At 67.3% G+C, this 14002-nt stretch carries 17 protein-coding genes; 12 read left to right on the forward strand and 5 right to left on the reverse strand.

From position 1 onward, the window contains the following. Positions 1-84 precede the first annotated feature (84 nt). Positions 85-927, forward strand: a complete 843-nt coding sequence (ygiD, locus tag Q9R39_RS02675; RefSeq protein WP_396275639.1) for a 4,5-DOPA dioxygenase extradiol — start codon at positions 85-87, stop codon at positions 925-927. Positions 928-930: 3 nt separating this feature from the next. Here the strand turns inward: ygiD and Q9R39_RS02680 are convergent, their stop codons facing one another. Then, positions 931-1416: an SRPBCC domain-containing protein gene (locus Q9R39_RS02680; protein WP_137811013.1), complete on the reverse strand. Its 486-nt coding sequence runs from the start codon at positions 1414-1416 to the stop codon at positions 931-933. A 3-nt stretch (positions 1417-1419) separates the two neighbouring features. Next, positions 1420-1791, reverse strand: a complete 372-nt coding sequence (locus Q9R39_RS02685; RefSeq protein ID WP_311277058.1) for a metalloregulator ArsR/SmtB family transcription factor — start codon at positions 1789-1791, stop codon at positions 1420-1422. A gap of 169 nt (positions 1792-1960) precedes the next feature. On the opposite strand from Q9R39_RS02685, the gene Q9R39_RS02690 reads away from it, so the two are divergent. Beyond that, on the forward strand, positions 1961-3331 hold the full coding sequence (locus Q9R39_RS02690; protein ID WP_137811011.1) for an LLM class flavin-dependent oxidoreductase: 1371 nt from the start codon (positions 1961-1963) through the stop codon (positions 3329-3331). A 6-nt stretch (positions 3332-3337) separates the two neighbouring features. Here Q9R39_RS02690 and Q9R39_RS02695 read toward each other — a convergent pair whose 3' ends face one another. Further along, the gene (locus tag Q9R39_RS02695; protein ID WP_311277059.1) at positions 3338-4999 is read right to left on the reverse strand and encodes an ABC-F family ATP-binding cassette domain-containing protein; all 1662 of its coding nucleotides are present in this window, start codon (positions 4997-4999) and stop codon (positions 3338-3340) included. 115 nt (positions 5000-5114) lie between these two features. Between Q9R39_RS02695 and Q9R39_RS02700 the strand changes: the two genes are divergently transcribed. The 4 genes from Q9R39_RS02700 to Q9R39_RS02715 all read left to right on the forward strand — a co-directional run bounded on the left by Q9R39_RS02700 (position 5115) and on the right by Q9R39_RS02715 (position 8581). Further along, a complete protein-coding gene (locus tag Q9R39_RS02700; protein WP_137811009.1) occupies positions 5115-6314 on the forward strand; it encodes an NAD(P)/FAD-dependent oxidoreductase in 1200 nt (399 codons plus the stop codon). Between the two features lie 111 nt (positions 6315-6425). Next, positions 6426-6860 carry a DUF1801 domain-containing protein gene (locus Q9R39_RS02705; protein WP_165629763.1) on the forward strand — a complete coding sequence of 145 codons (435 nt, stop codon included), beginning with the start codon at positions 6426-6428 and terminating at the stop codon, positions 6858-6860. Between the two features lie 271 nt (positions 6861-7131). Next, positions 7132-7509 (forward strand): VOC family protein, encoded by a 378-nt coding sequence (locus Q9R39_RS02710; protein ID WP_058252455.1) that lies wholly within the window; start codon positions 7132-7134, stop codon positions 7507-7509. Between the two features lie 109 nt (positions 7510-7618). Then, the gene (locus tag Q9R39_RS02715; RefSeq protein WP_058252454.1) at positions 7619-8581 is read left to right on the forward strand and encodes a hypothetical protein; all 963 of its coding nucleotides are present in this window, start codon (positions 7619-7621) and stop codon (positions 8579-8581) included. Between the two features lie 27 nt (positions 8582-8608). Here Q9R39_RS02715 and Q9R39_RS02720 read toward each other — a convergent pair whose 3' ends face one another. Both Q9R39_RS02720 and Q9R39_RS02725 read right to left on the reverse strand, forming a co-directional pair. Further along, on the reverse strand, positions 8609-9301 hold the full coding sequence (locus tag Q9R39_RS02720) for an alpha/beta fold hydrolase (protein ID WP_231742481.1): 693 nt from the start codon (positions 9299-9301) through the stop codon (positions 8609-8611). A 22-nt stretch (positions 9302-9323) separates the two neighbouring features. Beyond that, entirely contained in the window at positions 9324-11042 is a 1719-nt protein-coding gene (locus Q9R39_RS02725) for a CocE/NonD family hydrolase (RefSeq protein WP_058252452.1), read from the reverse strand. A gap of 144 nt (positions 11043-11186) precedes the next feature. Here Q9R39_RS02725 and Q9R39_RS02730 point away from each other — a divergent pair, with 144 nt between their 5' ends. The 6 genes from Q9R39_RS02730 to Q9R39_RS02755 all read left to right on the forward strand — a co-directional run bounded on the left by Q9R39_RS02730 (position 11187) and on the right by Q9R39_RS02755 (position 13992). Next, entirely contained in the window at positions 11187-11543 is a 357-nt protein-coding gene (locus tag Q9R39_RS02730; protein WP_058252451.1) for a VOC family protein, read from the forward strand. Next, positions 11540-11890: a helix-turn-helix transcriptional regulator gene (locus Q9R39_RS02735; protein ID WP_082652949.1), complete on the forward strand. Its 351-nt coding sequence runs from the start codon at positions 11540-11542 to the stop codon at positions 11888-11890. The genes Q9R39_RS02730 and Q9R39_RS02735 overlap by 4 nt, the downstream gene beginning before the upstream one ends. After that, the gene (locus Q9R39_RS02740; RefSeq protein ID WP_058252450.1) at positions 11880-12413 is read left to right on the forward strand and encodes a hypothetical protein; all 534 of its coding nucleotides are present in this window, start codon (positions 11880-11882) and stop codon (positions 12411-12413) included. The genes Q9R39_RS02735 and Q9R39_RS02740 overlap by 11 nt, the downstream gene beginning before the upstream one ends. Positions 12414-12432: 19 nt before the next feature. Further along, the gene (locus tag Q9R39_RS02745) at positions 12433-12732 is read left to right on the forward strand and encodes a YciI family protein (RefSeq protein WP_058252449.1); all 300 of its coding nucleotides are present in this window, start codon (positions 12433-12435) and stop codon (positions 12730-12732) included. A gap of 151 nt (positions 12733-12883) precedes the next feature. Then, positions 12884-13414, forward strand: a complete 531-nt coding sequence (locus Q9R39_RS02750; protein WP_058253655.1) for a helix-turn-helix domain-containing protein — start codon at positions 12884-12886, stop codon at positions 13412-13414. Beyond that, on the forward strand, positions 13414-13992 hold the full coding sequence (locus Q9R39_RS02755) for a PIN domain-containing protein (protein WP_058253656.1): 579 nt from the start codon (positions 13414-13416) through the stop codon (positions 13990-13992). Before Q9R39_RS02750 ends, Q9R39_RS02755 begins: the two co-directional genes overlap by 1 nt. Positions 13993-14002: the final 10 nt, after the last annotated feature.

Genomic DNA, 14002 nt, shown 5'->3' on the forward strand with positions numbered 1-14002 from the left:
CGATTCCGGAGTAGCGTCGACTCCGTCCGCAATCGGCCGGAGGAGGCGACGATGTCAGCGGTAGACGCGACGAGCTCGGGGACGATGCCGGTCGCGTTCATCGGTCACGGCAACCCGATGAACGCCCTGGAGCGCAACAAGTACACCGAGGCCTGGGCCGCTCTGGGTGCATCGGTGCCGAAACCGCGAGCGATCCTGGTGATCTCGGCGCACTGGTACACCAACGCCACCGCCGTGACGGCGATGCCACGGCCGCGGACCATCCACGACTTCTACGGTTTCCCGCAGGACCTCTTCGACGTGGAGTACCCTGCCCCGGGCGACCCGGATGTCGCCGACATGGTCTCCGATGTCGTCAAACCCACGTGGTGCGGTCACGACGTCGACAGCTGGGGTATCGACCACGGGACGTGGTCGGTGCTGGTGCACACGTTCCCGGATGCGTCCGTACCCGTACTCCAGTTGTCGCTCAACGCTTTCAAGGACTACGAGCACCACTACGAACTGGGCCGCCGGCTCGCCCCGCTCCGCGACCAGGGTGTGCTGATCATCGGCAGCGGCAACATCGTGCACAACCTACGCGCGGTCGACTTCGCGAAGCCCGACAGCGGATTCGACTGGGCCCACCGGTTCGACGACGCGGCCCGAGAGGTGTTGCTGGACAAGCCGTCGAGTGTGCTGAGTCTGGACGGACATCCCGACTTCGACAAGTCCGTGCCGACCCCGGACCACTATCTACCGATGCTGTACATCGCCGGACTCGCCGGAGACGCCCCGCTGGATCTGCTCGTGGACGGCCATGCCGCCGGGTCGATCTCGATGGCCGCCTACACGCACGGGCTGGACGTCGAGCCCACGGGGTCCGGCGCCGGTGGCCCGGCCGCCGAACTGCCCGAGGGGTTTCCGACGCTCAACTCGAACCTGTGACCCTCAGGCCGCGAGGAACTCGTCGATCTGGTTGACCGCCGACGACGCACCTTCGACGACTCCCATGTCGAGCACCTTCTGCAACGCCTCGGCCGAGTCGTAGGTGCTGATGAAGGTGGCGACGGTCTTACCGTCCGTCTCGGTGAATGCGTAGGAATTGCGGGATTCGGGCATGTCGGTGATCGGGTTGAGGTCCCCGTCGGCAAAGCCGTCCAGGAAGGTGAAGCCGGTGGGCTCGTCCACCGATTCGACTTTCCAGTAGCCGCCGAACTTCTCGCCCTCGGGACTGGTCATGTAGTACGTGACCTTGCCACCCGGGCGCAGGTCGTGGTCGACGACGGTCGCCGGATAGGTGGGCGGGCCCCAGATCTTCTCGAGCTGACGCGGATCGGCGTAGATCTGCCACACCCGTTCGATCGGGGCCGCGAACTCGGCGTTGATGGTGATCGTCCGGGCGTCCAGGTCGGGTGTCACATCGATGACAGGCATTGTTCATTCCTCCGGTGTGGTTGTGGGTGAGGGTGATTCGAGCGTGAGCAGATCGTCGATGCGGGCGATACGACCACGCCACACCGCTTCGAGCTCGGTGAGCATCGAGGCCACCGAACGCACTGCCGCGACATCGCCGCTGGCCAGCTGCTCGCGTCCGGAACGACGCTTGGTGAGCAGACCGGCCTTCTCCAGGACGGCGACGTGCTTCTGTACCGCCGCGAAGCTCATGTCGTATTTCGCGGCGAGCACCGAGACCGAGTGTTCGCCGGCGAGCACGCGTCGCAGGATGTCACGACGGGTGCGGTCCGACAGCGCGTGGAACAGGGCGTCGGCCCGGTCCTCGTCTGTCGGTTCGCCTACGTTCTCGGCCACGCCTCAAACATACAACCAATTGGTTGTATGTCAAGGGTCTGTTGCGATCACGGCGGGCTCAACCCTCGCCCTCGGCGTTCGGCGCGCCTTGACTTGTCCCGATCACCTCCCTGCCCGTGGCGGCACCTCCCCGACTCGCTCCGGCGACCCAGACCGAAGGACATCATCCGTGACCCGTCAGCTCCACCTCGGTGGTTTCTTGATCGCCTCCCCCGTCACCCATTCGCACGCCGCATGGCGTCATCCCGGGTCGGAGACCGACTACTTCGGGCCAGACCACTACCACCGGGTCGGCCGCATCCTCGAACGCGGCAAGTTCGACTTCGCCTTCTTCGCCGACCTGCTCGCCGCACCGGTCCGGTTCGGCGGCGACCAGTCCGAACCCTTCCGGCGCGGCACCCAGGCCGCGGCGACGATCGATCCGAGCCTGGTCGCGGCGAGCATCGCCGCCGTCACCACCCGGCTCGGCATCGCGGTCACCAAGTCCACCACCTACTTTCACCCCTACGAACTCGCGCGCGTCTTCGGTTCCCTCGATCACCTCACCCGTGGACGGATCGCGTGGAACATCGTGACGTCGCTGTCGCAGGCCGAGGCGCAGAACTTCGGCTTCGACGACCACGTCGGACACGACGAGCGGTACGTGCGCGCCGAGGAGTTCGTCAGCACGGCGATCAAGCTGTGGTCGAGCTGGGATGCCGACGCCGTCACCGCCGACAAGGAGTCCGGCGTCTGGGCGGATCCGTCGAAGATCCACACCGTCGACCACGAAGGCACGCACTACCGCACGCGGGGTCCGCTGAACCAGCCCCGCTCACCGCAGCATCGCCCGGTACTCATCCAGGCGGGATCGTCGAACACCGGCAAGGACTTCGCCGCGCGGTGGGCCGAGGCGATCTTCGAGATCGACCCGACCCCGGAGGGACGCCGGGCCTACTACGACGACGTGAAGTCGCGGGCGGTGAACTTCGGCCGAAATCCCGACCACGTCAACATCTTCCCGTCGTTCATCCCGTTCATCGGCGAGACCGAGTCGATCGCCCGGGAGAAGCAGGCGTTCCACAACGAACTCGCCGATCCGATCTCCGGCCTGATCACGCTGTCGGTTCACACCGACCACGACTTCTCCGCCTACGATCTCGACGCTCCCGTCGAAGACGTCCAGGTGAGCGGAACACAGGGGCTGTTCGACGTCGCCCGACGCCTCTCCGAGCGGGACAGTCTCACCCTCCGCGACATCGGCAAGCTCTACGCCCAGGGAGTCCTGCTGCCGCAGTTCGTCGGCACGGCCGCCGATGTCGCGGACCATATCGAGGAGTCCTTCACCGGCGGTGAGGCCGACGGGTTCATCGTGTCGAGTGCGCAGACCCCGGGCACCTTCAACGACTTCGTGGACTACGTGGTCCCAGAGCTGCAGCGCCGCGGCCTGTTCCGCACGGAGTACGAGGGCACGACCCTGCGCGAGCACCTCGGGCTCGGGAGCGCCGAGGAGGATCTGCCGGCGGACGTGCGTGGGGTAGACACCCGGCTCGCGGGCTGAGAGATCTCAGCGCTCGCTGAACCGGCCGCCGTCGACGTCCCAGTGCCGGTCGACGCGCACGTTCTGCAGCATGCGCCGATCGTGGGTCACGAGAAGCACTGCGCCGTCGTAGGAATTGAGGGCGGACTCGAGTTGCTCGATGGCCGGCAGGTCGAGGTGGTTGGTCGGCTCGTCGAGGACGAGGACATTGGTGCCCCGCGCCTGCAGCAGGGCGAGTCCGGCCCGCGTGCGTTCGCCGGGTGACAGCTCTCCGACCGGCCGGTCCACGTGATCGGCCCGCAGCCCGAACTTGGCGAGCAACGTTCGCACGTCCGCGGTGGAGTATTCGGGGACCAGCGCTTCGAACCGTTCGGCCAGCGGCCGGGGACCGGTGAACAGGCCACGCGCCTGGTCGATCTCGCCGATCGCGACGTTGGCACCGAGTCGCGCGGTCCCCTCGTCGGGTACGACGCGACCGAGTAGTAGCCGCAGCAGCGTCGTCTTGCCGGCACCGTTGTGGCCCGTGATGCCGATGCGTTCGCCGGCGTTCACCTGTAACGACACCGGGCCCAGCACGAAATCCCCCTGTCGCACAACCGCTTCATTGAGGGTGGCAACCACCGAGCTGGAGCGCGGCGCGGACCCGATGGTGAACTCGAGAACCCATTCCTTGCGCGGTTCGGCGACCTCGTCGAGCCGAGCGATCCGGCTCTCCATCTGCCGGACCTTCTGCGCCTGCTTCTCACTGGACTCGGTGGCGGCGCGACGTCGAATCTTGTCGTTGTCCGGCGCTTTCCGGATGGCATTGCGGACACCCTGACTCGACCACTCACGCTGGGTCCGAGCGCGTGCGACGAGGTCGGCCTTCTTGGCCGCGAACTCCTCGTACTCCTCGCGACGGTGACGGCGGGCGACGGCACGCTCCTCGAGGTAGCTCTCGTAGCCGCCGCCGTACACGGTGTTGGTGTGCTGCGCGAGGTCGAGTTCGAGCACCCGGGTGACGCTGCGCGCGAGGAACTCTCGATCGTGACTGACCAGGACGACGCCGCCCCGCATGCCGGCCACGACCTCCTCCAGGCGCGCGAGACCGTCGAGATCGAGGTCGTTGGTCGGTTCGTCGAGGAGCACGATGTCGAACCGCGAGCACAGCAGCGCGGCGAGCCCGACCCGGGCGGCCTGGCCGCCGGACAGATCCGCCATCAGGGTGGCGTCCGGGTCGATGACGCCGTCGCCGAGCCCGAGGTCGGCGAGGACCGCGGGCAACCGCTCGTCGAGATCGGCCGCCCCGGTGGCCAACCAGTGGTCGAGCGCGGCCGCATACGTCTCGGCCGGATCTCCCGGCGCCGCGGCGTCGGGGTCGGCCAACGCGTCCGCCGCCGCGTCCATCGCCGCCGTCGCCGCCGCGCACCCCGTCCGGCGGGCGACGTACGCGCGCACCACCTCACCGGGAACCCGTTCGTGCTCCTGCGGCAACCATCCGACGAAAGCGTCGGACGGTGCACGGGTCACCGTCCCCTCCAGGGGCGCGAGATCACCGGCGAGTACCCGCAGCAGCGTCGTCTTCCCGGCACCGTTGGCACCGACCAAGCCGATCACGTCGCCGGGTGCCACCGTGAGATCGAGGTGGTCGAAGAGGACGCGGTGGGCATATCCCCCGGCGACGTCCTTGGCGACGAGCGTGGCGGTCATCGGTCCATGGTCGCACCAAGCGCCCGGACCACGAGGACCCGGCCGAGGCGGCCCCGGCACCCGGCACAGCCGGCTCCCCCGGTTTTCCCGACCGCCCGGCCGGGTATTGACCCGCATGACCTCATCTCGCGAGACCCGACACTTCGACGTCGTCATCGTCGGCGGCGGAAACGCCGGCCTCAGCGCGGCGGCGCGACTGCTGCGTCTGGGCGTCACCGATGTCGCGGTGATCGAACCGCAGGCCGTCCACACCTACCGCCCACTGCTCTCCTACGTCGGCGGAGGTCAGGCGACACTGCAGGACGCCGAGCGCACGCAGCGATCGGTGACGCCGGACGGGGTGACGTGGCTGCGCGACACCGCCGTCGTCGTCGACGCGGGAAAGCGGACAATCCGCTGCGCCTCGGGCGCCGACATCGGCTACCGGGACCTCGTCCTGGCCGTCGGACTAGTACCGGATCACGACGCGATGCCGGGGATCGAACTCGCGATCGCCGACCCGGCGGTGGCCAGCAATTATCTCGACCGGGCCGAACAGACCTGGGATCTCGTCACCTCGATGCCACGGGGTGGGCGAGCGGTGTTCACCGTCCCGCGTCCGCCGGTCAGCTGCACCGGGACCACACTCAAACCACTGTTCCTGGCCGCCGCCCACTGGCGGCGTCGAGGAATCCTCGAGTCGCTCGACATCACCTTGACCGTAGACCGGCCCCATCTGCTCGGCGTCGATGCCCTCGACGCCCGCCTCTTGGAGTGCCTCGACGAACTCGGCGTCCGCGTGCTGCTCGACAGTTCGGTACGACTACATCCGGTCGATCGCCGGGTCACCGTGGTCACCGGCTCGGCCACCCAGGACGTGCACTACGACATGCTGCACCTCGTCCCGCCCTTCCGAGGCGCCGACCTGGTGACCGACTCGGGCTTGGCCGGCGCCCGCGGCCGGGGGCTCGTCGACATCGATCCCCACACGCTGCGTCACCGCACCCATCCGTCCATCTGGGGAGCCGGTGACGGCGCCGCGATCGCGACCGACCCGTCGGGCGGCGGGTTGCGACGGCAGATCTCGGTGCTCGCCGACAACATCGCGGCCGCGCGGGCCGGCGAGGAGCTCACCGCCTACGACGGGTACACCGTCGCTCCGATCGCGACGGACGCACATCATCTCATCGCCGCCGAGTTCGACCGCGACGGGACCATCACGTCGTCGTTGCCGTCGGTCATCGACCCGCTCAAACCGCGCCGGAGTGCGTGGGCCTTCGACCGATATGCCCTCCCGCGCCTGTACTGGAACGCGATCCTGCGAGGGCGGGTGTGAGTCCGCGTCGAGACCTGTGACCGGTTCGGAATCGAGAAGCCCCTAGACCCGCCGCGCACTACCGTGAGAGCTGCCTCGGCCCCGAGGCCGTCGACCGCGAAGGGAACGCGAATGGGCAGCTCTGGAGGATTCTCCGATCAGGAACGGGCCGCGATGAAGGAGCGCGCCGCGGAACTCGAGAAGGAGAAGACCCGCGGGCGCGGGAACAAGAAGGCGGCCGAGGAACTCGATCTGCTCGCGAAGCTCGAGACCATGGACCCGGCCGATCGCGCGATGGCCGAACGCATCCACGCGATCGTCACCGCGACCGCGCCGGACCTCGCGCCCAAACTCTGGTACGGACAGCCGGCCTACGCGTCGCAGGGCAAGGTGGTGTGTTTCTTCCGCAGCGGGCACGACGACAAGGAGCGGTACTCCACCTTCGGGTTCACCCAGAACGCCAACCTCGACGACGGCGGATTCTGGCCGACGTCGTTCGCGGTCAGCACCCTGGACACCGAGGCGGAAAAGACCATCGCGACGCTGGTCGCCAAGGCGGTGAGCTGACCTTCCCCTTACTGCCTCATCCGAAAGACTGTAAACCCGCAGGTCCCAGCCCTGCTCCCGGAGGTGTGAGGAGCGTTAGCGACGAGCCACGAAGGGCCAGCAACCGGCGCGGGATCGTCCTCCCAGCGAATTTGCCTCCCCCTCAACAGGTTTGAAGGGTATATTGCCCTTCGCGCCGACTCACGGGGACGGAGATTCAGCGCTGGGAGCCGGTTCGGGCTTCTGCGAACAACGCCGGTTCGACTCCCGCGGCCGGACTACTCTGATCGCCATGATCACCGCGGTGCACACACTGATCTACTGCGACGACCCGGACGCCGCCCGCGCCTTCTTCCGCAACGTGTTGCGCTTCCCGCACGTCGACACGGGCGGCGGCTGGCTGATCTTCCAGACCGGTCCCAGCGAACTCGGAGCCCACCCGAATGCCTGGGAGCACGAGGGAAGCGCCGGGCGCACCGATCAGAAGTTCGACGTGTCGTTCATGTGCGACGATCTCGACTCCACCATGCGCGAACTCGCCGGCCGAGGCGCCGAGTTCGCGGGCACCCCGACCGATGAGGGCTGGGGCGTGACTGTCCGGGTCAAGGTCCCCGGTGCCGGAGAGATCACGCTGTACGAACCGAGATACTCACCGCCCGCGCTCATGTGAACGTCCGGACCCGTCTGCCGGACGTCGCTCATTCGGTCGCATGAAACCCGGCGATGCCCCCACCGAAGCGCGGTAATCTCCCGAGGTCACCGACCAAGAGGAGCCGACCGTGGGCAGTCCCTACGACCCCAACCAGCCGACCGCCATGGGTCCGCAGGGGCCGCAGCAACCCGGATGGCCGCCTTCTGGCGGTCACCAACCCGGCGGTCCGCAGCCGGCTCCCGGCCAGCCGCCGAACCCGGGCCCGTACGGTGGGCAGCCGTACGGCCAACAGCCCTATGGCGGGCAACCCTACGGCCAGCATCCGTACGCTCAACAACCGTATGGCCAGCCGTTCGGTCAGCAACCGCCCCCGCCGGCCAAGAGCGGGAGCAAGAAGTGGTGGTTCATCGGCGGCGGCGGACTGGTCCTCGTACTGATCGTCGTGGTGGCGGTGGTGCTGGCGCTGACCCTGCGCGGTGGTGGCGACGACGAACCGTCGATCCCGACCGCCTCGGCCCTCCAACTGGTGCTGCCCGAAGACCAGTTCCCGGACATCACGGGCGAATTCAGCACGGAGACGGGCAGTACCGACGACGACGGCAGCACCGTGGACAACGAGAAGTGTGCGACGCTGGTCCAGTCTCAGCAGACCGGCAACGAACGCGCGGAGCGCGAGCTCACCGAGACCTCGTCCTCCAACGAGATACTCTTCGGTCTCGACAACTACAGTGCCGACGTGACCAAGCCGGCCGACAACGGTTACGACGAGTTCGACGAGATCGTCTCCGCCTGTTCGTCTTTCACGCTGACCCTCGAGGACGGCGACGTCCCGGTCACTCTCGCGCTCGAGAAGGTCGAGCTGCCGATCGACGGTGACTACAAAGCGGTCCGGATGACCGGCGAGTACGAGGTCGGTGCGATCGAGGTTCACCTCGCCGGGATCATCGTGGTCGGCGAGGAGCGGGGCGTATCGTTCACGGTCACGCACAACACGGTTGACGACGCACCGCCCGCGATGGACACCACGGTCAGCAACAATCTGGCCGAGATGTTCACGGCCCAGCGGCAGATCATCGCCGACGCGACCTGAAGCCCGACGGTCGAGATTCGTCGGTCGTCAGAGGAGGATTCGCGCCACCGCGGCCGGGTCGTCGAAGATGCTCATATGCCAGGCCCTGGCGCAGACGATGAAGTCCGATCCCGGTATCCGCTGATGCATGGCTCTCATGGAGGCGACGTCGGACACCGTGTCGTGTTCGGCCGCGACCACGGTCACCGGGCACGAGATCGACGCGGTGCGTTGCGAACAGTCGAAGTGGGCGATCGCGCGCAGCGCCGACGCCCAGGACGCGTGGTCCGCGGCGGCCACGGCTTCGCGAGCGTAGCGGACGACCGGTCCATCGTTGCGCAATTCGTCTGCGCTGAACCAGCGTCCGAGTGTGCCGTCGACATCGACGGTGTCGGCCTCGACGGCGGCTGCCGCAGCGTCGAATGCCGGGAAGGGCGTGTCTCGGGTGCACAGCAGCGTCAGGCGGGAGACGAGCTCGGGGCGCCGGATCGCGAGTTCCAGGGCCACCTGTCCGCCGAAGGAATGTCCCACCACATGCCAGGGCGCCTCGGACGCAACCGATTCCGCGACCCCGGCGGCGAGCCGCGCGGGTAGATCGTCATCCGCATAACCCGGCGGCGGGCTGATCGCAGGCGTGATCACGTGTCCGTACTCGGCCAGCTCGGCACGCACGCCGTCCCACACCGCCGGCGACAGCGGGGTTCCCGGCAGTAGCAGCCAGGTCGGGGGTTCGGTCGTCACCACGTACTCTCCTCAGCTGTCGTCACGGATTCAGACCGGCCGCCGGATTCGTCGCCTCGATCAGCGGCACCGTCAGCATCGAGGGATGATCTCCGCCCCGATGAATCCGACACGTTCCGCGGGGACCGGTCTGATAGCGGGCGGGGAAATGTCCGGTCAACGGGTTGCCCCGGTCGATGTTCCGTCCCGCGAGCACCAGCCGCAGGCGATCGCCGGGCATGAAAGATGTTGCCGACGAACCGAGTCCGACCTCTATCTCCACGATCTGACCGGGCTCCAGCAACTGAACGCGGTCGAAGCTGTGCACCGGCCGGGCCACCGACGATGCATCGCGGTCCAGTGCTCGCAGGGAGAGCTTCTGCCTACCCGTCACGATGCGGTCCCGGCCGTATCCGTATGAACCCTCGAACGGGACCCACCGCGTTCCGGCCCATTTCTCCACTGCCACGAACAACGTCGCATCCCCACCGCGCGGCAGGCTGACCCATAGTCGAGCACTCATCGGTCCGGGGAGTTCGAGATGAGAATCGATGGCAAGGTCGTAGGCCAGCCCGGCCCCGCGCAGGTCGAGAACCGACGAACCACTCGCCACGCCTCCCCCGGTGACCCGGGTCAGACGATCACCGTCGGCGAGTAGCAGTTCGGTCCACGTGGTCGCCGCCGGCGGCCACTCATGTTCCTCGCGTACATCGGTGACCTCGGTCCGCGACCCCCGGACTTCGAGGCGGACCCGTGGCAGGGTCCTGGTCGTGTCCCCGCGCAGGTGTCGGTCGAAGAACGCGTGCTGGGTCGCCACCGCGTCGTCGCTGTAGAACGTCGCCCATTTCGGTCCGCGGTGGGTGTACAGGTACTTGTGAGCCGACCCGGCCCGCTCGAACGCACGCATCGAACCCGCGCTGTGCAGATTGCTGTCGGAGAAACTGGCGCACACCAGCATCGGCACCTCGATGGCCGTAAGATTCGGTGTCTTGCTCTGCCACCAGTCATCTCGCAGGGGGTGGCGGCGGCGTTCGGCACCGATGTCCTCCGACAACCGGGCGGCCTTCCGGGTGACGAGAGCCCAGATGCGGGAGAACCCTCTCTCGTCGACTCCACCGGGCTTCATGAAGTCGCGGTAGAGGTCGGTGAACCCTTCCCACGGACAGATCGCCGCGAGGTGGGGCGGGTGAAGTGCTGCCGCCTTGTACTGCGAGAGCGCGAGATACGACACGCCCAGCATGCCGACCGCTCCGGTCGACCAGGACTGCCGGCCGGCCCACTCGATCAGGTCGTGGACATCGAGGGCCTCGGCGTCGGAGAGCAGCGATCCGGTTCCCTCCGAGGTCCCCGCGCCGCGCAGGTCGGCATTGATGACGACGTAGCTCCGCGATGTCCAGACCGCGGGATCGGGCGCCTCCCAACCGGTCTCACTAGAGATGCGGACCGGCGCAGGCTGGTTCATGATCCGGTACTGGAAATTGATCTTCCAGCCGAACCACGTCCGGACCGGCAGCGCGTCCTTGCCGTAGGGGTGCGCCGAGAGCAGGACCGGGAACGGACCATCCCCCACCGGTCGATACACGTTGACCCGCAGGGCGACCCCGTCGCGCATCACCACCGGGACATCGGCGTCCTTGATCATGTCATCGGGTGCCGGGTAGACGGTCACCGGCGGGCGCACGGCGTTCCGCACCCGCCGCAGGCCGTAGCGGAAAGCACCCGAGCGCCGCCACGGCCGGTCGTGGCTCACCGAATCCCGCATACGACCTCCGACGACAGTGCGACACCCATGGCTGGACTCTAGGGCACAGGCCGAGACCGGTCATGGCTCTCCACGCCCTTGCGTCTTCCGTCAGACTTCGCTAACGTTAGCCATTACCGACACATTCCGGCACAAGGAGTCCTCATGGGAGCACCAGTCGCATTCTTCGAGATCACCTCGCATGACCCCACCCGTCTCACCGCGTTCTATCGCGATCTGTTCGACTGGGCCATCGACGACAGTTCCGGCCCGGAATACTCGCTCGTCGACACCGGCGCAGGTGACGGCGCCGTCTCCGGCGGCATCGGCGCCGTGTCCGAACCCGGCGGGACCGGTGGGGTGAGTGTCTACATGCGCGTCGATAATCTGCAGGCGTCCCTCGACCGGGCCGAGACGCTCGGCGGCAAGGCACTCATACCGCCCACGGACCTCCCGGATGGGTACGGCAGATTCGCCATGTTCGCCGACCCCGACGGCAACTCGATCGGACTCTGGGCGTGACCGACAAGTCCCCGGGCGTCGACGAGGCCCTGCGCGCGATGGCGGAGCCCCGTCGCCGCGCCATCCTCGAACTCGTCTCCGGCGAGGAGCTGTCCGCGGGCGACATCGCCGCCCGGTTCGACGTCAGCCGCACCGCGATCTCCCAGCACATCACGGTGTTGAAGGACGCCGGGTTGCTGGCCGAGCGCCGCGAGGGGACCCGACGCATCTACCGCGCCCGACCCGAGGGCATCGACCGACTACGCGACCTGCTCGACACCATGTGGGCGTCATCTCTCGACGTCGCGCGCCAACTGGTCGAGGCCGAACGCGGACTGACCGACGACGAGGTGAACCGTGCCGGGTGAACGCGAGGTCGACGACGCCGGGAGTCGCGATGGCGGTGCCGTTCTCCCGCTCCGGCGACCGCCGATACGTCAATCCACCACCGTACGCAGCGATCTCGACCACGTCTTCACCACCTTCGTCCGGACCATCGGGGTCTGGTGGCCGCTGCAGCCGATGTCGATCGGCGGGGACCGGGCACGGACGGTGACCATCGACGAGTACACCGGCGGCCGGGTCTATGAGACCTGGGACGACGGCACGACCGCCGAATGGGGTCGACTCGCGGTGTGGGAACCCCCGAGCCGGTTCGTCATGTCGTGGCTGAACACCCCCGAGCCGACCGAGGTCGAGCTGGCGTTCACCTCGCTCGGTCCGGCACTGACGCGGGTGTCCGTGGAACACCGCGGCTGGGAGCACCTGAGCGAGGAACAGCTTCGCGAAGACTGCGCCGCGCCAGGCGGTTACAGCTCCGGCGCGTATTCCGGCGGCTGGGCCACCGCCCTGGCGGCCTGCGTCGACGTCATCGAATCTACCCACCCCTGAAGAGAGAGAGCGTCAGAACATGACCCACTTCGTGTACAAACTCGTCCCGCCGCGTCCCACCTTCGGCCCCGGCGACATGTCCGACGACGAGGCCGCCATCATGGGCCGGCACGGCGCGTACTGGTCGAGGCTCCTCGCCGACGGCACCGCCGTGATCTTCGGTCCCGTCGTCGACCCGGCCGGGGACTGGGGCCTGGGCGTGGTGCGCGCCGACTCCGAGGACGATGTCCGGGCCATCAGCGCCACCGACCCGGCCGTCACCTCGGGCCTCGCCCGCGTCGAGATCCTCCCCATGCCGGTGGGCATCGGGCGCGACTGAACCGACCCGTTCGACGACGAAGCCCGTTCCGACATCGGTCGGAACGGGCTTCATTCAGGTGGAGCCAAGGGGATTCGAACCCCTGACCCCCTCTGCCAGTACAGCCACCAAAGGGATTGCGGATATTTCGATTAGTCGGCAAACTTGCTAAATGAGCCCGACTACCGCACCGCGCAGAACAGGAACGTTCTTCCCCCCGACCGACGCCCCCGACCTCGACGCCCTCATGGATTTGTCGCGGTTCCTTGATCACCACCACGAGCCTGCCGCACTCGTCGGGCCCGACGGTGAAGAAGTGCCTCTCCCGCTCGAGGTCTATCGGACGCTGACACAGATCGTGGATGCGATGCGCGCGCACCGCGCGGTCGTTGTCGCTCCGGTCGACCAGAAACTCTCGACGCAGGAGTCTGCCGACTACCTCGGCATCAGCCGCCCTACTCTCATCAAACTGCTGGAGAGCGGCAGAATCCCCTACGAGACCGTAGAAGGCAGCCGTCACCGGCGCGTGAAGTTAGGCGATCTACTCGAGTACCAGTCACAGCGCGCAATCGAGCGGCGCGGGGCACTGCAAGCTCTCGTCGATGACGCCGAAGACAGCGGTCTGTACGACGTGCCCGCCGAGGACTATCGGGAAGCCATGCGCACATCTCGCCGCGAGATTGCCGAGGAGCGCAAGCGGTAGTGGCGGGGTTTCGCGTGATGCTCGACGCGTGTGTTCTGGTGCCGATCCACAAGGCCGATCTGCTGCTCACCTTCGCCGAGCAACGGGCGTACTACCCGCTGTGGAGCAACCGCATCATGGACGAGACGGTGCGCGGTATCAATCGGGCGACAAAGGGACGAGTCTCAGAGGCGACCGCACGCTTGCGGGTCGACGCCATGAACGATGCCTTCGAGGACGCGTGCGTCGAAGGCTGGGAACCACTTGAAGAGGCAATCTCAGGAATGCCCGATCCTGACGACCGACACGTTGTCGCAGCCGCCGTGAGAGGCCACGCGGCCGCGATCGTCACCGACAACACCCAGCATTTTCCCAATGCAGTTGTGGAGCCGCTGGGGCTGCACATACGCAGCTCCGACCAATTCCTGTTGGACCTACTCCACCGCAATCCGGCGCGTGCGGTGGCATCTGTAGCCCAAACCGCCGACAAGCGTCGTCGCCCACCGGTGACCACCGAACAGTTCCTCGATGCTCTCGCAGCTTCTGGCACAACCGATTTCGTCAGGGATATCGCACCCTACTTCGAATCCGGTAGCTAGAACACGTTGC

The organism is Gordonia sp. AC31 (assembly GCF_031844505.1).
In the GTDB taxonomy this organism is placed as follows: Bacteria; Actinomycetota; Actinomycetes; order Mycobacteriales; family Mycobacteriaceae; genus Gordonia; species Gordonia hongkongensis.

Coding starts and splice junctions, on each gene's coding strand:
- Q9R39_RS02695 (WP_311277059.1), bottom strand. CDS start 4,999: ATGACCGCCACGCTCGTCGCCAAGGACGTCGCCGGGGGATATGCCCAC.
- Q9R39_RS02730 (WP_058252451.1), top strand. CDS start 11,187: ATGGGAGCACCAGTCGCATTCTTCGAGATCACCTCGCATGACCCCACC.
- ygiD (WP_396275639.1), top strand. CDS start 85: ATGCCGGTCGCGTTCATCGGTCACGGCAACCCGATGAACGCCCTGGAG.
- Q9R39_RS02745 (WP_058252449.1), top strand. CDS start 12,433: ATGACCCACTTCGTGTACAAACTCGTCCCGCCGCGTCCCACCTTCGGC.
- Q9R39_RS02705 (WP_165629763.1), top strand. CDS start 6,426: ATGGGCAGCTCTGGAGGATTCTCCGATCAGGAACGGGCCGCGATGAAG.
- Q9R39_RS02710 (WP_058252455.1), top strand. CDS start 7,132: ATGATCACCGCGGTGCACACACTGATCTACTGCGACGACCCGGACGCC.
- Q9R39_RS02750 (WP_058253655.1), top strand. CDS start 12,884: ATGAGCCCGACTACCGCACCGCGCAGAACAGGAACGTTCTTCCCCCCG.
- Q9R39_RS02680 (WP_137811013.1), bottom strand. CDS start 1,416: ATGCCTGTCATCGATGTGACACCCGACCTGGACGCCCGGACGATCACC.
- Q9R39_RS02700 (WP_137811009.1), top strand. CDS start 5,115: ATGACCTCATCTCGCGAGACCCGACACTTCGACGTCGTCATCGTCGGC.
- Q9R39_RS02725 (WP_058252452.1), bottom strand. CDS start 11,042: ATGCGGGATTCGGTGAGCCACGACCGGCCGTGGCGGCGCTCGGGTGCT.